The organism is Bacteroidales bacterium (assembly GCA_035342335.1).
GTDB lineage: Bacteria > Bacteroidota > Bacteroidia > Bacteroidales > JAGONC01 > JAGONC01.
Map to the genome: position 1 here is coordinate 1 of DAOQWY010000010.1, position 23496 is coordinate 23496.

Consider the following 23496-nt stretch of genomic DNA (forward strand, 5'->3'; position numbering starts at 1 on the left):
TGAGCTTATCAAACAGCTCGACCTGTTGGGTGGAATATTTCTGACGATAAAAAGAAAGCAAAATGGAACGGGTAAATAATGCATTATCATCCCTGGTGGGAAGATACTGACCGGAAATCACACACGAAGAATTCACCCGGGTGATTTCGGTTCGGAGATCCTTGGACATTTTACCTTTTTCATGGCCCATGCCATCATAGGCAGCTTTCAGGGATTGAAACCGGCGCTCATCAATATCATTGGTATATTCATCAAACCAGGCAACTGAATTGCGGACGCGGGAGAGTTTCCTGAAAAAACCAACCTGTGTGCCGCTGTTCAGGTTGAATCCCTGCAGGTTGGAATAAAACAGGGAGGAAAGACTCCAACCCAGCTGTGACTTGCCGGACTGTTTTTCTCCGAAAAGGAACAGATGGGGAAACATCTTGTAGGTATCATAGATCAAATCCCTGAAGATGGAGGCCAGGGCAAAGGAGACGGCCACAACACCGTTGTTGCCGTAAACACCGATCATCAGCTGGCACCACTCATGAAAAGGCAGCGGAGCCACCTGGAAAATGAAACTGCGATCATTCTCGTACTCATCGTCGTCTTCCCGTACATCTTTATAGATCTCAGAAAATGCCGGAGAAAAGTATTTCTGTTTTTCATGATCGGTCATCCCGAATTTATCCACCGGGTGCCAGCTGTCCGATACGATGCCATTGGCAAAGGCATAGAAGCCTTCCTTCTGCCAACCCAGCACCCGCAGCTCGTTGCATTTCTGAAACTCATTGGAAATCTTTGCCAGGATTTTGATAAAATGCTGGCGGGATCCGAAAAACAAATAATTGCCCTCGGAAAAAACCAATGGCTGAAACTGGTCAAGGCTGACAAGGGATTTGGAGGGCAAATCCAGGATCTTCTCCTGACCCAATTCATTGATGATATGGATCAGGCGCTTGTTGTTATCGGATTTGGAGTAGATATGGAACAGGGGCTTGATAATGAAATTGGAAGCCTTGAACGTACCGGTATCCATCTTGAAATAGTACCGGTTGCCTTCCTCCCAGAAACCAAACCGGCGAAACACTTCCGAGTCCAGGTCATCCATTTCAGCCGTTTGGGCTGGATCCGGGCATGCATGGCCATTATTGGAACGGATGGTCTTAAGCGTGGATTCAAAGTATTTCCTGGGAAGCTTATGCTTTGATGATATGGAGGAGATGTAGAGGGATTCAAGGGTTTCATTTTCCAGGGGAATAAGCATATGGCAGATGCGGGTGATGGCATCATGCAAGGCAACCGGATTCTTACCGGCTGACTGAATGATTTCCCCGCATTCTACGATGAAGGACTGATCATCAAAAGCAGAACCATCCAGAAACCCGTCCAGGTTATCTACATTTTCATCCTCTGCCATATCAATAGAGTTCCGGCCAAGTTTCCCTGGCTTTTTGGATGGATTCAATGCGGGCCATTTCCTTGTAATCTTCTTTGGTCAGCTGGCCGATCAAACTTTCGGTCCAGCCATGGGCAAACAAAACGGATTTCAGGCGGTCGATTTCCTTTTGCAGACCGTGGTTGATGTACTGCAGATCCCCGGAAACAAAATCATTATTGGTTACCTGCAGGTAGAATTTGGATTCCCTGGATTTCAGCAGCAGATCATTGGAAGCATCAAAATAGGCGAACAGATCCTCAATGATTTTTTTCCAGCTGGAAAGCGAAACCTGGCTGACACCAGGTTTTCCTTTAAGATCGTTATATCGGTTTTGCAATTGATTAATTGCGTTATGGAAGTTCTTCACTATTTCCTGATCTACCATTACTTTTATTTATAAACTCATGTTTATATTCATTAATCTCAGTTAACAAACGATTCCTTGAAATCTTTTTCGTTTTCAAGGATGCGGTAGAGCTGGGATGGGCTTAAAAAGAATTCTTCCACAAGGGTATCGAAAATCACCTCGCGTTTCATCTGGATATCTTTTAACTCTCTGTATCTGTTCTGAATAGCTAATTGACGCTTGTTTAGAATCTGAATATTTTTCCTGGGCATGATTAAATATTGTTTATGGTTAATATAACTTATATAGCATTTATGATAAAAAAAACAGGTAAATACTGCATATAATGTTTATAATGTTTATATTCGCACTTTCTTCGCATAATGCGAAATCATATACCTGAATAAGTAAACAAACATATAGATTTTGAAATAAACATTTATACCATTACCGGAAAATAGTTATTAACCATAAAGCCCGCAGTATGAAATACGAGATTATCAAATCATTAGCCCGGGAAAAGAACATTACGCTAAAGGAACTGGCTCAGGCTGCGAATATTACAGAGGTGGGACTTCAGAAAATGATCAATAACCGTACGATGAGGGTCGACGTACTTGAGAAAATCTGTTCCAGGTTGAATATCGATCTTAATGATCTGGTGAGCTTGCCGGAAACAGATACTTCAAAAAAGTACGACCGTTCCGATATCATTGCCATGGACAAAATGAACAAGACAATCGCCATTTATAAACAGAGATATCAAGAAGAGATTGAATATTTGAAAAAGCTTTTAAAGGAAAGACAGGAGACAATTAACCTATTAATTCGTGTCTTGGACAGCTCAAAGTACCGGTTTGAAACTGAAATCGGGACAAATTTGGGACCTCAAAATGCAGACTTTCAAGGGGGGGCGAAGTAAAAATTCGAAGCATTCCCGGGACAAAAACGGGACAAAATGGGTCAAATATCGAGGTTTTAGCATATTTAATAAACAGATAGACAACGCGTTATGAAGTCAAAATTCCCTTGTGAGAATCCCTCTTTCTCCGCGACGCGTCATCCCTCTTCAATCATCTTTTATCGGTCGCAGAACGGAAAGAGAATAGCCATAGCTGATTGCCCAGGTAGAGGTGGAAGGAGAGATAGAAGTTGATAGTCGAAAGGATATCAGAGATGAGAAATATTTCCGGTTTCTGATATCCTTTCTCATTTCTCCCTGGCCTTCCACCTCTATTTCTATCTGGGTAATCAGCAATGGAAATTCATTCCCGGCTGATTTTTAGGCATTGAAGTGACTTTGCGTAGAAATTTTGAATGATGAACAGAAATTGGGGGGGGGATTGGAAAATGAAGGTTATACTTTTGGCTAGGCGCTGCGCAAGTGTTAGGCCTCGAAAATATCTTTACCGATCTCCAGGCACCCTAATTTGCTATAATTGGGATCCTTTAGGAATTCAGAGATTAATTCAAAATTTTGTCGGAATAAACTGATAATATCCTCAGTCGAGGCATTTCCAATTCTAAGCCAGATTATTCTTGGAGGAAAGCCCAGGATAAGATTTAAATCGAAAAAGTCAGAATCATAAGTAACAATCGTATAGTTTTCTTTTTGTGCAAATTCCCAAATCTGACGATCAGTATAATTCTCTAAACCAAGCTCGCGAACTTGTTTTGCTAAGGGAAATAAATCCTGGATTCCTTTTATTGCACGAAATGAAATATTCTGATCAAAAAGGAGCTTCATGTAGCAATTTTCAGTTTATGCTCCCTTTCAGCAGCATATTCAAGGCAAGCTTTAATATGTTCAGATTTAAGTTCGGGATAATCTGCTAAAATCTGCTCATTGGTCCTGCCAGCAGCTAACCATCCCAAAATATCATAGACAGTAATTCGTGTTCCTTTGATACAAGGCTTGCCGAACCGAACATTTGGATCTATCGTAATAATATTTTTGTAAATCCTCATAATGAATCTTTCCCCAAAGGTACTTAAAACGAATCTAGAATCAACATTATTTATTGAGGCCTAACGCATGGTCGGCAACCAAAAGCCAGATTATAAAGAAAATACACCTTTCACTTAGTGAGATTATTAATGATAATGCGAACATAATCTTTTTACATTGATTTTCAATAGTTTTTCTGCCCGTATCAGCGTGCGTTTTCTTCTTCACCCTCCACCTCTCCTTCTACCTCGGTAATCGGTAATGGCTATTCGCCCGTCCTTTACCGATTTTTAGGCGGCGAAATAACTTTGCGTAGAAATTTTGAATGATGAACAACTTCCTGGAATTGGATATACACGGAATGAGAATACAAAGAGCATACAATCCGGATTTGCCAAAATAAAAAGACCAGGTTTCCCTGATGGTTTACAGTACAGCTATAAAATGCCCAACCGGTGTCTGCATCGAAGATCACTGTTGGTTGGAAAACGTCCGGATCGTCAGATAAAAATCCATACATCAAGCCGGGATGACCAGGATTGGTCCTATCGGTAATCGTCGACCTATACGGCGTCAATTCACCGTTTCCTTTAAAATGTGATCAATAGCCGATCGTGTGGAGAGGCATTCATCAATCTGGCCATAATTGCCGTTTGAGGCATAAACGACCGTTGTGCCATCGTCCGGGAAATAGATCATGTTACAATAGTACCCGATTGCATCCCCGCTGTGAAAGTAAGCTATCCCGTAAGGCGTTTCCATTTTGAAAATGCCAAGCCCATACCATATATCAAAGAACTCCGGGTCCTGTTCTTCCGGTTCCTGCCAGCTCAGCATTTCGGCCAGTGATGATGGGGCAAGCACCTCACCATTCATCAAGGACCTGAAGAAATTGCTCAGGTCAACTGGATTTGAGATCAATCCTCCGTCCGCCGTGTAATAGTCCCAGCCACTGTAATAGGTGCTTTCAAGAACCTGGAGGTTGCTGTACAGATCTATATACCCTCTGACAATTCCTTCAGGCCAAAGATCTTCAGCCGCAAAGCGGGTAAAGCTGAGTCCCAGAGGTATGAATAATTTTTCTTTAAAAACCTGGTAAAATGGTTTGCCTTCCACTTTTGTTATGAGCATCCCAAGCAAAATGTAATTGGTGTTGGAATACCGGACATCTTCTCCCGGCTGGAAATAAGCCTTTCTGCCATACGCATATTTCAACAGGTCTTCCGCATTCCATAATCTGATAAGATCATTCAGTGAGGCGGTCTGAAACTGCAGGCTTTGAATGTAGTTATAGATCCCGCTGGAATGCTGTAGGAGTTGCCGGATGGTTGCCTTATCGGCATTTTTAATTTTAGTGATGACGTCACCCTCCAGGTAGTCAGCAATTTTGTCGTCCAGATCCAGTTTTCCTTCTTCCTGTAAGATCAGGACAGTGGCAGCGGTGAACATCTTTACGGTCGAGCCCACTCTGGAAATATTGCAGGGTTGCATGTCAACATTGTTGTACAGGTCAGCCTTGCCACTGACCCCAATCCACAGTCCCCGGTCCTGATGATATACTGACATCAGGATTCCGGGCACTCCTTTGGCAGTGAGCTCAGAAAGCAATGAGCAATAGTCTTCGTTCTTCGGATTGCTGGCACTGCTGTCCGGAAAAGAGAGGTTGCACGTATAAAATGAGGGATCTATGGTTTCCCCTTTCTGGCAGGAATAGATCAGGATGATAAAAGGCAGGAACCTGATGATCTTATTCATTATTCTTTGTTTTGGGATGAATGAATACTTTCACTCCTGCATGCAGGTTGATATGGGTCATGACCGGGATAAAACCAGGTGAATACGGATACTCAGCCCAGACCTGATACCTGAGGAATGCTTTTGGACTCGTGTCATCTGATTTTCTGAAATAATAACCAAGATCAAGAGATAAGGAGGGTACTAACCGGGCGTTTCCCAAATCAGTTCTTCGTTCGTATTTCCCGTCTTTAAAAGCAAACTCTTTCACAGTGGCGAATGTATGCAGATAACCCAACCCCAGAAGGCTTTCCAGGGCAAGTCCGCAGTTCGATCGGTATTCATACCCCAGTTCTGTCGTGATTCCGATCCCCTGGCACAGATCACTGTGGTAGAAGTACGAAAGGTTAGCTGTCTGGAAAAGCCGCCCGTGGTTCTTCACTGTGTAGTTGAATTCGGTTCCCGCTTGAATTCCCGGATGAACCGGTGTGACGATAAACCGCGTGAAAGGGATGGCTGTCATTTCGCTGAAAAGAGAGACATTGACCGGAACTGGTTTTTTCTGGCCAAATAACACCAAAGGAACGAACATTGAAATCGTTAGTATTATATTGACCATACGCAGCGTGTTCCTGGATATCATGTGCTACGGGACTTTCATTCTTTTATCCTGAAATTTTTGATGATTCAATTTTAAGATCACCTATTCATCGGTAAAAGTACTATTTAGAAATCAATATTTTGACTTACGACACATCAAGCCACCATTGTTTGAACTGCTGCTGTTCATCCTGCAGATTCACAAGTTCACCAATCATCGGGGTTACCAATGGAATATGAAAGGACTTGTTAAGTTCAGTGATCTTCATCAAGGGCTCATCCCATGGATGTCTTCCCAGTGCAAACTTGGATGAATGGACCGGAAATAACCGTTTGGCATTCAGATCCCTGGCCGCTCGCAGGACCTGTTCCGGTGAGGCGTGAATATAACGCCAGGCGTCGTTATATTGTCCGTTCTCCAGGATGGCAAGGTCAAACGGTCCATGTTTCTTACCTATTTCTGAAAAGTGAGAGTCAAAGCCACCATCGCCACCGATGAAGATTTTCAAAGAAGGAGTTTGCAGCACGAACGATACCCAGAGCGTGTTATTTCTCGAAAAACCTCTGCCGGAAAAATGTCGTGCCGGGGTGGCATAGACTACGAATCCGTCTCCCATGTCCACCTTTTCATTCCAGTCTTTTTCGAGGACCTTCGATGGGTTATAGCCCCAGTATTCCAGGTGGGAACCAACGCCGAGCCCGCAAATGGCCAGCCTGGTTTTCGGTTTTAACTGACGTATCGTTTTATAATCCAGATGATCATAGTGGTCGTGTGTGATCAGCAGATAATCAACAGGAGGAAGATCTGCCACTGAATAAACGTCTGTTCCCTTGAACGATCTGATCATTCCCGGTAAAGGTGAAGCATGTCCGCTGAAGACGGGATCCACCAGAAAACGTTTCCCGTCAATCTGCATATAGTAAGAGGAATGCCCAAACCAGACAAGTACATTGCTATCCTCCGGCAGATTCAGCAGGCTGGTCTTTACGGATGGCAGTGTGCCGGAAGGCCTTCGCCGTGGGATCGTTTTAAAAAGAAGGCTGTAAAATATCCGCCACTTATTGGAATCTGCCGTTAGCTGGAGAGTGACACTCAGATTTTCAAATCTTCCGTTCTTATAATGGAGGGACTTTTTTATCAGTTCAAGCCTTTTACCCGACGGAGCTTTTCCAAACCGATTGTTCATTCTGAAGCGCATATATCCCTGGTTATCATCTTCCTTTACCGGAAAATGTACTCATATAATGTTGTCGTAACGGTTCGGATCACCTCACCGGGAGATATCAGGTGGTAGCACGGAGTGCATGTTTCGGTCATTGTCATTTCGTGGTCACACCACCCATTTGCGTGAGAACGCTGTCGACAGGTTCCCACAGCTCCATCTTGTTCCCTTCCGGGTCCATGACATGAACAAATTTACCATAGTCGTAGGCTTGTATTTCGTCCAAAATATGCACGCCATTTTCACGGAGCTTTTTGACCAGTCCTTCGATATTTTGCACCCGGTAATTGATCATGAATTCCTTTTCCGAAGGATTGAGATAGTCCGTTCCTGCTTCAAACGGGCTCCATCGCAAATAATTGATCTCATCGGGCCGGTTGGCGTTGCGGAACTCGAATACGGATCCGTATTCATCGGTCGCCATGCCCAGGTTCCTGGCGTACCATTCCCGGGAAGATCCAGGATCCTCTGAAATGAAGAAAATCCCTCCAATGCCTGTGACTCTTGGTGTCGTATCGTCCATGATCACTTTCTTTTGTTCAGCATTGACCGTATCTTTAATATTTCCGTGATCCTTATTGGTGCCTGAATGGCAGCCAAAAAAAGATATTGTCAGCAGAAGATAGCAGGGAATTAACCAGGTAATTTTCATTTGAAACATTATTTTCAGGCCACGGAGTTGATTTGGTCAATGATCACGTTTCGGCGTTAAAGTAATAACCAATTAATTATCAAACTTTAAAACCTTGAAAGTATTTTCCTTGATTGTGAGTATATACAATCCTGGATAGCACGATGTGACATTGATCAGGTTATTTCCGGGAAGTAGGGTGCCCCGGGATATGACCATGCCGGTTAGACCAGTCAGGACATAAGGTACGGAATGCTTCAGGGGATTGTAAACGGTCAACTGGTCATAGCAGGGATTGTTGTATAAAAATTTAATTGATTCTTTCTCCTGTGATTCATTTCCTGTAAAGACAGCATAAAATGCATAATCGGAAATGGTCAAATCGGATGTGGATGGATCAATTCGCATCCAGCCCATGATCGTATCCTCATGTATAATCCTGAAAGATAGGAATCCCCGTCCATTGAACTCACCGGAATATGTCGTATTGCCCCAATAATCGGTGAAATACCCGAATAAAATGCCTTCCTGCCGGGACCAAAGGAGTCCTGAATCAATACTGTCTCCCGAAAAGTGTTTTGATACCCAGTTGTCATGGTCAGGCATCATTGAAATCCAAGTATCATTGAGTGGCTCTGCAGATGATCTGGCGCTTTCAGAACCAGGACCGATATACCAGCTAACCTCAAACTTAATGTCATTAATATTGTCCTGGTCCAGATCCACCGTCGCGTAGGCCATTTCATTCGGACCAGTGTATATGTAAATATCTTCAATATCAAAATAATATACATTGTCGCCTGTGGTCTGGCCAGCCAGTATGGTTTGGGCATGGACTAAAGTCAAAAAACAAATGAATGTCAGAATGAAGAAAGTTCTGTTGATTGCCTGGACAGAAGACCTGTTCGGAAAGTGCAAAGTAGATCGAGTATGGTTAGCTGCCAGATTTTTCATCGTAAAGTGAATGCTTGGCAATAAAGATATAAATTTATTGTATAATTTTGCATATAAAAAGCACAGAAGAAAATGAAACTGAATAAATCCAGGATTTGAACGCATTGAATAACAGCCAGCTGGTGAATGTCAGCCGTGCGGATTTTCTGCTCGACCAGGTCAAGTTCGGTCTGGTAGGAATATTAACACTGGCTGCCCTCTGGGCTTTGTTGTTTTACAAACCCTTCCGGCCCTACTGGTCTCGGGCTGGGTGCTGAGCAATTGTCAAAAACTATATCCCGATCTTATCCCGATTTAATCGGCGATAATGAATTTCCATTGCTGATTACCCAGATAGAAATAGAGGTGGAAGGCCAGGGATAAATGAGAAAGGATATCAGAAACCCGGAAATATTTCTCATTTCTGATATCCTTTCGACTATCAACTTCTATCTCTCCTTCCACCTCTACCTGGGCAATCAGCTATGGCTATTCATTTTCCCCCGCCGCAGCGACCGATAAAAGATGATTGAAGAAGGATGACGCGCCGCGGAGAAAGAGGGATTCGAACCCCCGGTCCCACCTGAGCAGGACAACTGATTTCGAGTCAGTCCCGTTCGGCCACTCCGGCATTTCTCCGCAGCAAAAGTAGTGAACTTTAAGAACATAAAGCACCGGCACGACCTAAAATATGGAGCCGGGCCATCGCTTTTTTGTTAAAAAATGTTACTAACTGAATGGAAACCGGATGATTTTAAGGTAACTTGTTAACTTTGCATGCCTAACTCATAGATGCCCGGGGCGTGAATGATCAACTGATACTTATCCTCGCTGGAATATTTATCCTCCTTTCCATGCAGACTTTATACGCCCAGGAAAAGCTGATACCGCTGGATACCATTGAACTACAAGGAAAACAGATCGTCATCTACCAGCAAAATGTGTGGCAGGAACTGCAGGATGAGGATCACATTCTGACCGATGCCCGCATCGCCGATACCACAGAAATATTTACCCGCAACTGGGAGAAAGCGTCGATCTACGCCTACTCCCAGAACGGGCTGGGTCATGCCATTCCCGAAGCGATCGTTCTTGCCCTCACCGACGACGACCGTGACTTTGTGCTTCCCTATTACGGTAAAATTATGTCTGGATTCGGCTGGCGCGGCGGCAGGACACACAATGGCCTCGACATTGACCTTGACAAAGGGGACCCGGTCCTGGCTGCGTTTGACGGAAAAATACGGTTCGCCCGCTACCATAACAACGGATACGGAAATCTGGTCATCATACGCCATTTCAACGGGCTGGAGACGTACTACGCCCATCTTTCAGCCATCTACGTCCAGCCTGATCAAATGGTCAAAGCAGGTCAGATCATAGGTGCCGGTGGATCGACCGGATCATCCTCTCACGGAGCCCACCTGCATTTTGAGACCCGCTGGTTCGATAACCCCTTCGATCCTCTCTCGATCATCGATTATGAAAATGAATCGCTCTACTACGATACAGCCGTATTGACACCCGCAGATTTTAAAGCCTCAAAGCCTGCCAAGGATGCAAGGAACCTTCAGGCACTTTCGCAACGGAATCCCTATCTTGAAATAGAACAGGAACTTCGGCAGGTGGAGCCACCCGAAATACATCCCGATACAGTCACGGCTCAAAATTCAACCATTGATTCCCCTGAACGGGAATCTGAAGTCTACATCGTCAGGAAAGGGGATTCACTCTATAAGATTGCAAAAAATTATCATACAACGATCACGAAGCTGTGCGAACTGAACCAGATCAACTCCCGTTCAGTCTTAAAACCGGGTCAGAAAATCAAAGTGAACTAGCAAAGCGATCGTTCCGGCAGGAAGGCTAACTCTCCCTGGTTCTTTCTATAAAAATACCATGTTATCCTTCTCCATGATCTTTTCACAGTAATGACACTGAACTTTCAGCTCAATTTTGTCCACCACCGTGAAACGGGTGATCATCTGCTCATGATTGGTTATGCAAAGGGGATTGTAACATTTTACCATGTTGACGAGTACATCCGGGATCTCAACTTTGGTCTTTTTGACAACCTGGTAGTCCCTGATCTCAATTAATGTAGCTGTAGGAGCAAATAAGGCGATCTTGTTAACCTCCTCGGGTTTGAAAAACTTGTCGTTGACCTTGATGATGCCCTTTTTTCCGTATTTATGGCTATCGAGGTTCGTTCCAAAAAGGATCTGGTTGGTATAGCCTTCCAGCCGTAATATGCGCAAAACCTGGAAAAGGCTTGAAGCCGGAATGTGATCAATGACGCTTCCGTGCTCGATGGCAGATACCTGGAGTTCTCTGCGCTGGCTTTTGTTTTCCATTAAATTGATCCCAGAATTGAGGTTAGTATGGCCTGCCTGACGTAAACGCCATTGAGGGCCTGATGGAAATAATAGGCTTTATCGCTTGTGTCTACATCCTGGCTGATCTCATTCACGCGAGGCAGGGGATGCATGATCCTTAAATTGGGTTTTGTGTCAAGAAGCATTTCATTCTTCAGGATGTATGCATTTTTAACTTTTTCATACTCAATCGGATCCGCAAATCTTTCCTGCTGAACGCGGGTCATGTAGATAATGTCCGCGTGTGGGATGACCTGTTCAAGCTCCTCGTATTCCGTAAACGTCAGGTCGTTTTTCAGGATATGCCGTTTAATGGAAAGGGGCAACTGCAGGGCAGCAGGGGAGACCAGGTGAAATGCCGCTTTATGGTTGCAAAGGGCAATGACCAGCGAATGAACGGTCCTGCCGTATTTAAGATCCCCGACAAACGCAATGTTAAGATCCTCCAGCCTGCCCTGGGTCTTACGGATGGAATAAAGGTCGAGCAAACACTGCGTGGGGTGCTGATTGGCCCCGTCGCCTGCATTGATGATCGGTACGGGTGAGATTTCGCTCGCATAACGCGCGCTTCCTTCCTTAGGATGGCGCATGACAATGAGGTCGGAATAATTGCTAACCGTCAGGATCGTATCTTTCAGGCTTTCGCCTTTCGAAACGCTGGACGAAGAGGATTCTGAAAACCCGATCACCCTTGCACCAAGCCGTGAAGCAGCGCTGTCGAAACTCAGGCGTGTGCGCGTGGATGGTTCAAAAAAAAGCGTAGCCACAACAAACCCTTTTAAAAGATCCTGATTTGGATTCAGTTCAAAAGCCTCTGCCAGGTCCAGAATGGATAACTGTTCCTCTTTATTAAAATCGTTGATGGATACAAGACTTCTGTTCTTAAGAGGGTTCATAAAAGGATATTTCTTTATTCAAGCCGATGCACCTTTACAAAGTCATTGATGATCTGATCCAGATCCGGGACGCCAATTTCCTGAAGGTCGTAATATACCCGCGTGCTGGGTTTCGTTATTTTTACGATCCGGCGCAGGTCAATCGGAGTGGCAATGATCACCCCCTCACAGTCGGTCCTGGAAATGGTCGTTTCCAGATCCCTGATCTGCTGGTCGCCATATCCCATGGCTGGTAGAAGTTGACCGATGTTGGGATAGATCCGGAAGGTCTCACTGAGTTTTCCGACGGTATAGGGCCTGGGATCCACACACTCGGCAGCACCGTACTTCCTTGCAGCAACGATCCCGGCGCCAATCTTCATTTCACCGTGGGTAAGAGTCGGACCGTCCTCCACCACGAGCACCCTTTTGTTACGGATAACCGCCGGATCATCCACGTGGATGGGAGAGGCAGCATCAACCACAATGGCCTTTGGATTCACCCTGGCAATGTTTTCCCTGACGATCTGAATGCCTTCAGGACCTGCGCTGTCGATCTTGTTGATGACAACGACATCCGCTGTCCTCAGATTGACTTCTCCCGGGTAATAACTCACTTCAGCACCCGGACGATGGGGATCGGTCACTGTAATGGACAGATCAGGCTTGTAAAACGAAAAATCATTGTTTCCCCCGTCCCATACGACGACATCACATCCGTCGGGGTCGTTTTCCGCAGCCCGGAGAATGGCTTCATAATCCACACCGGCATAAATAACATTGCCCCGAACTACGTGGGGTTCGTATTCCTCCATCTCCTCGATGGTGCATTTGTGGTAAGCCAGATCGTCAATCGTGGCAAACCGCTGCACTTTCTGCCTGACAAGATCCCCGTAGGGCATAGGGTGGCGGATGGCAACCACTTTCAGCCCCTTTTTCATCAGTAACTCGATCACTTTCCGGGATGTCTGGCTCTTGCCGCATCCGGTCCGGGTGGCGCATACCGAGATCACGGGTTTAATGCTTTTGACCATCGTGTCGTTCGGTCCCAAAAGTGCGAAAGAGGCTCCTGCAGCTTGAACGATAGCACTCATCTTCATCACAAATGAATAGGGCACATCACTATAAGAGAAAACACAATAATCAACATTGAACCTTTTGATCAGGTCGGGCAACTCACTTTCAACAAAGATCGGTATCCCGTCAGGGTAAAGTTTTCCGGCTAACTCCGCAGGGTATTTCCTTCCTGCTATGTCAGGGATCTGTGCCGCAGTAAATGCAACCACGTCACAGGATTCATTGTCACGGTAAAACGTGTTGAAATTGTGAAAATCCCTTCCTGCAGCTCCAATGATGATGACCTTCTTTCTCATAAAACAGATTTTAGTTAATAAATAATGCTCAATTCGCTTTTTGCAAAGGTAATTTTTTCATCAGGTCTGGCAACAAAAAAAGCGCTAATTTTGTCAACCGTGCCGCATGAATTATCATCCTATGCTTGATCAACTACTCACCCAGCACACCATTCTGGCTGTCAGGGAGCTTTTTGGGGCTGATGTCGGGCAAGAACTGAACCTGGTTCAAAAGACCAGGAAGGAATTTGATGGCGACCTGACCATCGTGGTTTTTCCATTAACAAAGCTGTTGCGGAAATCCCCTCAGATCATCGGGCAGGAGCTGGGAAAATACCTGCTGGAGCGTTCCGGACTGGTCAGTTCGTACCAGGTCATTTCCGGCTATGTGAACATCACCATCAATCCTTCCTACTGGAAGGACTTTTTTTGCAGGAATTACCAGGATCCCTCTTATGGCATCCTCCCTCAGCAACCAGGTGACCCTGTGGTGATCGAATATTCATCGCCCAACACTAACAAACCCCTGCACCTGGGTCATATCCGCAATAACCTGATAGGCTTCTCGCTGGCAAGGATTTTAAGCGCCTGCGGTGAAAAAGCCGTAAAGGTGAACCTTGTCAACGACCGGGGGATCCATATCTGCAAATCCATGCTGGCCTGGATGAAATGGAGCGGGGGTGAAACTCCTGAAACAACACGCCTGAAGGGTGACCATCTGATAGGCAAGTACTATGTCCTGTTTGAGACCAGGTATAAAGAAGAAGTTAAGCATCTTGTGCACACCGGACTGACGGAAGAAGAGGCACTCCGGCAGGCCCCGCTCATCGCAGAAGCTCAACACCTGCTGAAAAAATGGGAGGAGAAAGATCCGGGCACGCTGGCACTCTGGCACCAGATGAACCAGTGGGCCTACGACGGCTTTGATGAGACCTACCGGCAAATGGGCGTGGACTTCGACAGGATCTATTACGAATCCGATACCTACCTGCCCGGAAAAATGCTGGTTGAAGAAGGACTGAGCAACGGTGCCCTGCAGCAAAAGGAAGATGGATCGGTCTGGGCTGATCTGACAGAAAACGGTCTTGACTGGAAATTACTCATCCGTTCCGATGGCACATCCGTCTATATGACACAGGATCTGGGAACTGCGCAGCTTCGCTACGATGAATACCACCCGAAGAAGCTGATCTATGTCGTCGGGAATGAACAGATCTATCATTTTGATGTCCTGAAGCTCATTTTAAAGAAACTCGGGAGGGATTGGTCCGACAATATCTACCATCTTTCTTACGGCATGGTGGAACTGCCTGAAGGGAAAATGAAATCCAGGGAAGGAAAGGTCGTTGATGCAGATGACCTTATGCAGGAGATGTTTGTCACGGCTGAAAAAATGACCCGCGAGCTGGGGAAGATGGATGATTTCAGCCAGGAAGAGGCATCCAAACTCTACCGCCAGGTGGGATTGGCAGCCTTGAAATATTTCATCCTGAAGGTGGATCCCATGAAAACCATGGTGTTCAATCCGGAGGAATCCATTGATTTCAACGGTAATACCGGTCCCTTTATCCAGTACACCTATGCCCGCATTCAATCCGTACTCCGTAAAGCCGCTGATTTGGAATTCATTTCCACAGACACTTCATTGCTTGATTTCAATCTTGTACCAAAGGAAATTACCCTTCTTAAATTACTTTACGATTTTCCCTCTGTCGTCAAAGAAGCCGGACAGACCTACAGCCCTGCTGTCATTGCCTCTTATGTTTATGATCTTGCACGGGAATATAACCAGTTCTATCACGATCATTCCATCCTGAAAGCAGGCGATCATTCCATCGTTCATTTCCGCCTTGAATTATCACGTTTTGCCGGCAATGTAATTAAAACCTCGATGGGATTGCTGGGAATAGAGGTCCCGGAGAGGATGTAAAAAAAAGAGGGGGCGGTGACCGCTCCCTCTTTTTTGTAACCTTCCGTTCAGTTATTGAATCGTAACCTTCTTCGAATAAGTACCATCATTGGTTTCCACAATGATGAAATAGATACCCGTTTCAAAGGAAGATGTATTGATCTTCACCAGCTCATTGGCATTCACCTCCTGGCTGTTGAAGATCATCTGACCTGTGTAGTTCATCATCCGGATGGATTTGAGCTGCACGGTGGTCATGATGTTCACAAAGTCATCTGCCGGATTCGGGTAGATCCTGATCATTGCATTATCGAGCTCCTTCAAGCCAACCGATATAATGATCTCGGTTTCTCCGCAAACGGCTTCAGATTCACAATCGGTTCCGTAATTGGCGGTAACACAATACAAATACGAGCCATTGGCAAGGCCAAGGTCAGCGTATGAAGTTTCAGTGATTGGGTCTTCGTTGATTCTTTCACCATTACGCCATACATAATATCCAACCAGCGAACGGGTTTGAGGATTGAACACAGCACTTATGGGTTCCGGTAAAGAATTTACTGTCAGCTGGGCATTCAACGGGTAGATGACCGGTTCTGACTGGACAGGCTTGCCCGGATTCAGAGGTTGATTCATCCAGTCGACATACGCCCTGATATGCCAGTTGAAGTTATAGGTCGGACTCAGGGAGTGCATGCTCTGCCAGGCTCCGGAAATATTGATCATATCTCCGCCAGGGACCATTGGTCCGGAGTCGTAGCCTGCAGGATAATCACCGGCAGGTTGATTGATGCAGGAATAACCGATATAGAGCTGCTGTGTGGCATCGATCAGAACGGGAGCATCCAGCTCAATGTAGTTCCAGGTTTCGATGGTCGGATCGATCAATTGCTGCAGAATCACTTCCGAAGAAGGACCAGCCCAGATCTTCAGGGCATAGGTCGTCAATCCGCCACGGGGATAAAGAGCAATCTTGGTGATGTACATACCGTCGTAAGCTGCCAGGAAGTCCGCACTGAAGAGTGCAGCGACATCGAAGGATCCTCCGTTTGTCAGTCCGATGGAGCCAGAGATGGTCTCATTGTCATAAAAGATCCATTGCGGAAGTTCTCCCGGGGGCATCCAGGTAAGATAAACATCCGTTTCACCTTCTACGTTATTGATTTCCAGCTGGTTGACCGGATCCGTGGCTTCTACATCAGCAACGGCCTCATTGGATTCAATCGACATCCCTATGTCATAAATAGCTTTCACGGTGTATACATAGGTGCCAGGATCAACAAGCATGTCCGCGTAGGTCGTCTCCACAATGGGATCGGGATTGATCAGGATCGCATCACGGTAAATGTTGTAGCCTTCCAGCACGGCTTTGTTCTGTGCTGGGGCCTCCCAGTTCAGAATGACGTCGTGGCAGTCGACCTCGGCAGTCAGATTTGACGGAGGAACAAGTGGCGATGGCGTCACGGTAAGGGTGACCGGAATTTCCAGGACTGGATTGGCCAGGTCATTGCTGTAAATGATGATCGTGGCGTTGTAAGTCCCTTCCAGTAACATACTGGCGTCAAAGGTCAGGTTGATCTCGTCGGAACCACCTGGTTCAACCTCTCCTGCCAGTTGGTCAATGAACAACCATTGCTCTATGGGTTCACCTGTAAGTTTTCCGCGAACATTGTAGTCGTAGGGAAGTGAGGATTTCTGCCAGGGTCCGGTGCCGATCTGCTGCCACCTTCCATTGGGATCAGGGGCCAGACCTTCATCGGTACTGGCAGCATACACGGAATCAAGTTCCATGAAGGAATAGACTATCCAGAGATCTTCGCCTGTAACAGGGATGGGATTGTTGAAATTAATCGTATTCCATCCATCATCTGCCGTGAAGGATTGAGAGTGCAATAAGGATCCCGGTTCGAGCTCGGAACCCATGCCGAAAACCTTGACCTTGGATTGAGTTATGCCTATGGAAGTCTGAACAAAGACATCAATGGATGAAAGTCCCATGCCCGCATAATCCAGGGTTATGGCCGACGGGAACATTGCCCCGATCTGAACCTGGATGGGCCAGTTGTAGAAGAGAATGCCGTAATGGGGATCACCGTCATAATGAAGTATGACCTCATCCCTTGAATTCAAGGGTGAATACGATCCAGGGTTGTAATCTCTTCTGGCTGCGCTTTCATAGGTGAGGGAAACCGGTTTTGAATCCGGCTGAACAGCTGCGGGTTGATAGCCCTTGGCAACATCATATACCATGGCGATGGTATAGACAAGATCATTGTCACCGGTGTTGGCAATGGTCAATACATCACTGTCTACCTCGCCCGAGACAACGCTGGGGGTCAGAGCTTCCGGGGTTACTTCAATGACAGGGAATGTGGCAACTGCCAGCTCCTGGAAAGCGACGTCATCAAAATAATACAAGGGGACTTCACTGCCTTCTGCACCGGCAAAGAAATCAACGGCATCCAGCTTCTTAAGCCCGTCGCCGCCACTGGCCTGGAGGCTCCATTGCCAGGTGTAAACCAGTACATTATTGATATAAAGTTCAGCTACATCATCATCCAGGTTGATGACATTCTCAATGTAAAACCAGGTATCCTTGGGATAGTTGAATGTAGCCGCATTGGCACCTCCTGCACTGATATGCCCGGTTCCGTTGGTATTCATGTAGACCTCCAGTGCCCATTCCGAGGAACTGCCGGCGAAATCATGCAGAATATTGAAATAACCACAATTTCCCGTTGGCACATAATACCACCAGTTCAGGTTATACTGACCGGCAAGCTTGTCGCCCAGTTTTAGTATCAAGTCGGTGGATCCATCCACCTTCACGGATTTTGAAGGGCTATGCGACTGTGCATTGGAAATCAGTGCATCTTCTGCTGATCCCGGATCTTCCGACCAGGTGGTCCACCAGGTCGGGTTCTCAACTGCAACATAATTGCCAACAGCATAACTTTCAAAATCATCTTCATACAGTGCTGTCACTTCAAAGTCAAAATCCATGTCGTCGAAATAGTAGGTGGGGGTTTCACCGGTAGGAGCTCCTGCATAGAGGTCAACGGCATCCAGTTTCTTAAGCCCTTCCTCACCGGTGGCCTGGAGACTCCATTGCCAGGTATGGATAAGGACATTGTTAATGTAAAGCGTGGCCTCATCATCATCCAGATTGACAATGTTCTCAATGTAGAACCAGGTATCCTTCGGGTAGTTAAAGGTAGCGGCGTTCTCTCCGCCTGCATTGATGTAACCTGTCCCATTGGTACTGAAGTAAACTTCCAGTCCCCATTCCGAGGAACTGCCTGCGAAATCGTGGAGCAGGTTATAGTACCCACCAAAGCCGGTTGGAACATAGAACCAGAAATTCACATGGTATTTACCGGCAACCAGATCATTGAGCTTAAGGATCAGGTCGGTCGATCCATCCACCTTGACGGATTTGGAGGAGCTGTGTGACTGGGCATTGGAAATCATGGCATCCTCGGCGGATCCCGGATCCTCCGACCAGGTGGTAAACCAGGTTGGATTCTCAACGGCCAGATAATCACCTACCGTATAGGACTCAAAATCGTCCTGGTAGGGCTGGGCATTCACGTATGTTAATACGGATATTAACAGTGCACAAACAAGAAGTAATCCTTTTTTCATAATACGTTATTTTTGGTTAGACATTCATTGATTTGCATAATGCAAATATAAGAAAAATATAAAGCCAAATTATTTTCGGCTTTTATCGGATGATGATTTCATCGGCGAAGATCCACGCTTTCTTACCGGATCCTTTGTGCCATTCGGGGCAGGTTCTCATATTCACAGCTATTACCCGGATGAATCTGATCTCTCTCCTCACCTCTGTCAGAAAATCCACTTTGACAAGGTCCTTTTCTCTGGGCGAATGTTCATTGGTAATGGTTTTCAAGGGTACGTATTCCTTCCCGTCCGATGATACCTCAAAAGAAACCTGAACAGGCAGAAATATCCAGGAATTATTATCCTGAAGAAATCCGACCGACACGCTTTTAATAGGCTGGATTTTCCCGAGATCGACAATGGCATCCAAATCCTCTCCTTCGTATCCCTGCCAGGCGCCAGTCCTGAAATTCAACGGACCGGTGATGCCGTCAATCAGGGCGCCGTCACCTCCCGCAGCATATTGTCCGGCATAATTGGTTTTAAGCTGAATGCTTCTCCCTTTCGGCAGTTTGATGAAATCTGCCGACAATATACCGCTGGAGAGCCCGTCTTTTACAGCCTTCGCTTTCAGAACGGACGACGCTGTTAACCAGAACGGTTGTACGTAACCGGTCGACTGATCATCAGGCATCGAACCATCCAACGTATAGAATATTTTCGAATCATCCGTGCCTGCAATGACCACCTCAACGCTGTCGGTGAACGTGCGGTCTCCTTTTAACAGATAAGGTGCAGGCAGGATCGGGTGATCCTGAATCGAAGAAAAGGGGAGGTCTTCAGGTGATGCCTGCTGGAGGACAGCAGGTTCGGGCCCCATTTCCAGCACAAGCTCGCCTCCGGATACGATGTCCTCATGTCGGAGGAACCATTTTGTGAATTCCTTCCCATTCAGCGTGGAAGATTGGACATAGATGTTCCGGTCACTGTTGTTCCGTGCCCGGATGACAAATGTCCGGCCGTTCTCCAGCGTGATTGTTACCTTTTTAAAAATGGGCGAGCCAAGTACGTAAGCTGGATCACCCGGGCATACAGAATAAAATCCCACAGCGCTGAAAACATACCAGGCCGACATCTGGCCGCAGTCCTCATTGCCGCATAATCCATCCGGCTGATCCGTGTAAAGCTCTGTCGTGATCCTGCGGACCATTTCCTGCGTTCTCCAGGGCTTGCCGGCGTAGGAATACAGATACGCCATGTGATGGCTGGGTTCATTCCCGTGGGCGTATTGTCCGATCATCCCTGTGATATCGGATTGCTCACGCCCTGTCGTTTCCGAAGATTCAGTGAAAAGCTGATCCAGCTTCCCGCAGAATGACTCTGTTCCGCCCATGCGTTCCATCAATCCTGAGATATCCTGGGGGACAAAAAAGCTGTATTGCCACGAATTTGCTTCCGTCAGCGTAAAATTGACCTCCCTGGGATCAAAGGGAGTGAACCACCGGCCATTCATCCTGGCCCGCATGAATCCTGTGGAAGGATCAAAGATGTTTTTCCAGCATTGTGCTCTTTTTGTGAAGATTTCATCATCTTCCTTTTTTCCGAGGTCAGCTGCCACTTGAGCAATGCACCAGTCATCGTAGGCATATTCCAGGGTCCGGGATACCGATTCCGCCTCATCCTCGGCAGGGATATGGCCATTCTCCCTGTAAGATTTCAGACCGAAGTGATCCAGCATCGCACTGTGCTTCATGGCCTCATAGGCCAGGCCGGCGTCGTAGTCACGAATACCCTTTTTATAAGCATCCGTTATGACAGGTATGGCGTGATATCCGATCATGCAGTCGGTTTCATTTGCGGCCAGCTCCCAGACCGGCAAACGGCCTCCTTGCTGGTATTGATCGAGAAAAGTCCGGATGAAATCACTGGTTCGCTTCTGCTGGAGCAGTGTCATAAGAGGATGTGCGGCCCGGAAAGTATCCCACAGCGAAAAAACCGAATAATGCTCGTGATCTTCTGCCCTGTGAACCTGAAAATCCCTTCCCAGATAGTTTCCGTCGACATCCATGAAGAGGTTCGGCGTCAGGAATGCGTGGTAGAGGGCTGTGTAAAAAATGACTTTCCGTTCCTTGGTACCACCTTCCACACGTATCTTTTTCAACTCGCCGTTCCAGGCATTTTTCGCTTCCGAACGGACCAGGTCAAAATCCCAGTGGGGCACTTCTGCCGCAAGATTTCTGCGGGCACCTTCGATGCTTACAGAGGACAGAGCCACTTTGATGATGACTGGTTCATCTTTCTCTGTGTCAAAGGTCAGACAACCCTTAATGTTCGTGCCTGCAGCCCGTCGTTCAGTAACTTCCTGGTCATTAAAAAATAATGCAGCAGCTTTAAATGGTTTAGAAAATTGAGCCACAAAATAGATGCGTTGGTCATCTGCCCAGGAGGAAGATCTTCTGAATCCTGCCACCTCAGACTCACCTGAAATTTCAAGGAAGGATTCCAGCACCTTATCCCGGTGCTGAAGGTCAATGATCACCCGGGAGGATTCACCCGCCGGAAAGGTATACCGGTGCAACCCCGCACGTTTTGTCACGGTAAGCTCCACGGCAACATCTTCATCGGCGAGATAAGTCCGGTAATACCCCGGCACAGCTGTTTCATCAGCGTGGCTGAATCTGGAGGCATAACCTTTATCCGGATCCTCACGGCCATTGCCGGTCTGGATCTCACCGACGGCAGGCATGAACAAAACATCACAATAGTCGGGAATGCCGGTGCCGCTCAGGTGGGTATGGCTGAAGCCATAAACGATTGTGTCGTCATGGTGGTATCCCGAACAGCCATCCCATCCCTCCAGCCGTGTATCAGGGCTCAGCTGGATCATTCCGAAAGGAAGGCTTGCACCGGGATAAGTGTGGCCGTGACCGCCGGTTCCGATGAAAGGATCCACAAAGCTGGTAAGGTCCTCTTTTTGATTAGTACAGGAAAAAAGAAACAGAACAACGATAAAGGCAGGCAGAATAAGTTTCATGTTGACGGTTATTTGAACAATTTAAGTACGTTGACAGCGGCTTCTGAAGTGAATTCAGTGGCTTTTTGCTTCAATACGGCCGTATCTTTTCTGTGTTTGAACAAAATCTCACGTTCGAGAGCCGACTGTTGCCGAATGCAGTTCCTTTCGAAGGAATGGCTCTTTTTTATTGCTTTGGGCGACAATTCACCGTATGATCCGTCAATCTCTTTTGCATGGTTAAAGAAATACCAATAGGCAAGGGTATCCGCAACAGCGTACAGATCTGCGGGTGGGTTGAAATGGTTATCCAGCGCTTCGGACAGGGGGTACTTCTGATAAGGTCCGGGAATGCTTGTCAATCCGCAGTACCAGGGGACAAAAGGATGTACACAGGGACGATAAGGTGCGATCCACAGAACGGCTCCGATGTCAACCGGAAGATAATTCCGTAACTGAGCCACAAAGCCATATTGCGTGGTGGAAGAACAGATGGGGTCATTTTCCGTAAAATGCGGATTTCCTTTTTGATATCCATTGGTAAGATCCAGGGATGTGCCCTCATAATGATCCCGCAAAAGGTCCATCAGGTTGGCAAGGGACACTTTGCGCTCAGGAAGGAAAGAGAATGGAAGGTCGTCATCCAGTTCATATTCATTCATTGCCAAAGCGTTGACGCCTTTCCACATCCGGCTGATGTTGCTTTTATGGACCAGCTTGTCGGGTGAACTGTAGGCTTTGCGAAAACTGAATTCGCCATCCTTTTTTGGATCATACCATCCTTTTGCCAGGGCATAGCCGATCAGGTCGGAAGAACCAAGATAATGGCTTGAATCCTCCAGATTGACATTGGAAATGGTGTAGAAATTGGGAACAACGGCCACCTTGTCGTCCGGGATTCGCTGTGCCACCCAATGTTTGCCTCTGACCACGGCCAGGATCCAGGCCTCGTTGGGATCAGCAATAAAATAGCTTCTTCCTGAGTGAATGTAACCAAACCGGTCAATCAGTTCCCCGCCAATTTGAACAGCTTCCCGGGCAGATTTTGCCCTTTCAGCCATGATCCTCCGAAGCCAGTAGCCAATTCCGCCCTCTGTAAGTTCCGGGTTGTCCTCCCTTGAGTCGCACTGATCCGAAGCGATCACCACTCCGTATTCATTCATATACGTATCGGAGGATTCCAGTTCCGGCATATCCAGCCAGAGGTAGGCATTCGTTTCCACCGCCTGACGGATGCTGGTCCCATCCCGGTTGATCGTTAGTCTTTCCGTCGAATCGTGGATATGATGTTCCACTTTATACCAGTTTACGATCCGGGTCCCGTAATCGTCTTCGTTGTGTGCAAACAACACGGATCCGTCCGTCGTGGCATTTTTTCCTGCGATGACCGTAAAGCAATTGAAGGGGTGAAGGTCGGATTGCTGTGCCATCACCGTTGCCTGAAAAAGGACAAACAGAAGGCAGATTGATTTCCTGATTGATGATGTCATGACGCAAAGATTTGAGT

19 protein-coding genes and 1 tRNA gene are annotated in these 23496 nt (G+C 46.6%); 4 read left to right on the top strand and 16 right to left on the bottom strand.

Annotation, left to right across the window (positions count from 1 at the left end; translation table 11 throughout):
* Both PKI34_06580 and PKI34_06585 read right to left on the bottom strand, forming a co-directional pair.
* A partial coding sequence (locus PKI34_06580; protein HNS17468.1) for a hypothetical protein occupies positions 1-1402 on the bottom strand: 1402 nt, incomplete at its 3' end.
* A gap of 1 nt (position 1403) precedes the next feature.
* Positions 1404-1760 carry a hypothetical protein gene (locus tag PKI34_06585; GenBank protein HNS17469.1) on the bottom strand — a complete coding sequence of 119 codons (357 nt, stop codon included), beginning with the start codon at positions 1758-1760 and terminating at the stop codon, positions 1404-1406.
* A gap of 493 nt (positions 1761-2253) precedes the next feature.
* On the opposite strand from PKI34_06585, the gene PKI34_06590 reads away from it, so the two are divergent.
* Entirely contained in the window at positions 2254-2691 is a 438-nt protein-coding gene (locus PKI34_06590) for a helix-turn-helix transcriptional regulator (protein ID HNS17470.1), read from the top strand.
* A 465-nt stretch (positions 2692-3156) separates the two neighbouring features.
* Here PKI34_06590 and PKI34_06595 read toward each other — a convergent pair whose 3' ends face one another.
* The 7 genes from PKI34_06595 to PKI34_06625 all read right to left on the bottom strand — a co-directional run bounded on the left by PKI34_06595 (position 3157) and on the right by PKI34_06625 (position 8751).
* Positions 3157-3516 carry a DUF5615 family PIN-like protein gene (locus PKI34_06595; GenBank protein ID HNS17471.1) on the bottom strand — a complete coding sequence of 120 codons (360 nt, stop codon included), beginning with the start codon at positions 3514-3516 and terminating at the stop codon, positions 3157-3159.
* Positions 3513-3737 carry a DUF433 domain-containing protein gene (locus tag PKI34_06600; protein ID HNS17472.1) on the bottom strand — a complete coding sequence of 75 codons (225 nt, stop codon included), beginning with the start codon at positions 3735-3737 and terminating at the stop codon, positions 3513-3515. The genes PKI34_06595 and PKI34_06600 overlap by 4 nt, the downstream gene beginning before the upstream one ends.
* A 553-nt stretch (positions 3738-4290) precedes the next feature.
* Positions 4291-5472, bottom strand: coding sequence for a serine hydrolase domain-containing protein (locus PKI34_06605; protein HNS17473.1), 1182 nt, complete (start codon positions 5470-5472; stop codon positions 4291-4293).
* Positions 5465-6043, bottom strand: coding sequence for a hypothetical protein (locus PKI34_06610; protein ID HNS17474.1), 579 nt, complete (start codon positions 6041-6043; stop codon positions 5465-5467). The genes PKI34_06605 and PKI34_06610 overlap by 8 nt, the downstream gene beginning before the upstream one ends.
* A 154-nt stretch (positions 6044-6197) precedes the next feature.
* Positions 6198-7238 (bottom strand): MBL fold metallo-hydrolase, encoded by a 1041-nt coding sequence (locus tag PKI34_06615; protein HNS17475.1) that lies wholly within the window; start codon positions 7236-7238, stop codon positions 6198-6200.
* A gap of 133 nt (positions 7239-7371) precedes the next feature.
* Positions 7372-7926, bottom strand: coding sequence for a VOC family protein (locus tag PKI34_06620; GenBank protein HNS17476.1), 555 nt, complete (start codon positions 7924-7926; stop codon positions 7372-7374).
* Between the two features lie 72 nt (positions 7927-7998).
* The gene (locus PKI34_06625; protein HNS17477.1) at positions 7999-8751 is read right to left on the bottom strand and encodes a hypothetical protein; all 753 of its coding nucleotides are present in this window, start codon (positions 8749-8751) and stop codon (positions 7999-8001) included.
* A 203-nt stretch (positions 8752-8954) separates the two neighbouring features.
* On the opposite strand from PKI34_06625, the gene PKI34_06630 reads away from it, so the two are divergent.
* Entirely contained in the window at positions 8955-9116 is a 162-nt protein-coding gene (locus tag PKI34_06630) for a hypothetical protein (protein ID HNS17478.1), read from the top strand.
* A gap of 272 nt (positions 9117-9388) precedes the next feature.
* Here the strand turns inward: PKI34_06630 and PKI34_06635 are convergent.
* Positions 9389-9477 (bottom strand) — tRNA-Ser (locus PKI34_06635).
* 215 nt (positions 9478-9692) lie between these two features.
* Here PKI34_06635 and PKI34_06640 point away from each other — a divergent pair.
* The gene (locus PKI34_06640) at positions 9693-10679 is read left to right on the top strand and encodes a peptidoglycan DD-metalloendopeptidase family protein (GenBank protein HNS17479.1); all 987 of its coding nucleotides are present in this window, start codon (positions 9693-9695) and stop codon (positions 10677-10679) included.
* Between the two features lie 45 nt (positions 10680-10724).
* Here the strand turns inward: PKI34_06640 and pyrI are convergent, their stop codons facing one another.
* Genes pyrI through PKI34_06655 form a run of 3 tightly spaced genes read right to left on the bottom strand, consistent with a single transcriptional unit; the run spans position 10725 to position 13461 of the window.
* Positions 10725-11192: an aspartate carbamoyltransferase regulatory subunit gene (gene pyrI / locus PKI34_06645; GenBank protein HNS17480.1), complete on the bottom strand. Its 468-nt coding sequence runs from the start codon at positions 11190-11192 to the stop codon at positions 10725-10727.
* The gene (gene pyrB, locus PKI34_06650; protein HNS17481.1) at positions 11192-12109 is read right to left on the bottom strand and encodes an aspartate carbamoyltransferase; all 918 of its coding nucleotides are present in this window, start codon (positions 12107-12109) and stop codon (positions 11192-11194) included. The genes pyrI and pyrB overlap by 1 nt, the downstream gene beginning before the upstream one ends.
* 14 nt (positions 12110-12123) lie before the next feature.
* A complete protein-coding gene (locus PKI34_06655) occupies positions 12124-13461 on the bottom strand; it encodes a cyclic 2,3-diphosphoglycerate synthase (protein HNS17482.1) in 1338 nt (445 codons plus the stop codon).
* A gap of 106 nt (positions 13462-13567) precedes the next feature.
* Between PKI34_06655 and argS the strand changes: the two genes are divergently transcribed.
* Positions 13568-15370, top strand: a complete 1803-nt coding sequence (gene argS / locus PKI34_06660) for an arginine--tRNA ligase (protein HNS17483.1) — start codon at positions 13568-13570, stop codon at positions 15368-15370.
* A gap of 51 nt (positions 15371-15421) precedes the next feature.
* Here argS and PKI34_06665 read toward each other — a convergent pair whose 3' ends face one another.
* The 3 genes from PKI34_06665 to PKI34_06675 all read right to left on the bottom strand — a co-directional run bounded on the left by PKI34_06665 (position 15422) and on the right by PKI34_06675 (position 23479).
* Entirely contained in the window at positions 15422-18994 is a 3573-nt protein-coding gene (locus PKI34_06665; protein ID HNS17484.1) for a T9SS type A sorting domain-containing protein, read from the bottom strand.
* Between the two features lie 82 nt (positions 18995-19076).
* On the bottom strand, positions 19077-22010 hold the full coding sequence (locus PKI34_06670; GenBank protein HNS17485.1) for a GH92 family glycosyl hydrolase: 2934 nt from the start codon (positions 22008-22010) through the stop codon (positions 19077-19079).
* A gap of 8 nt (positions 22011-22018) precedes the next feature.
* The gene (locus PKI34_06675) at positions 22019-23479 is read right to left on the bottom strand and encodes a C69 family dipeptidase (GenBank protein ID HNS17486.1); all 1461 of its coding nucleotides are present in this window, start codon (positions 23477-23479) and stop codon (positions 22019-22021) included.
* Between the last annotated feature and the right edge of the window lie 17 nt (positions 23480-23496).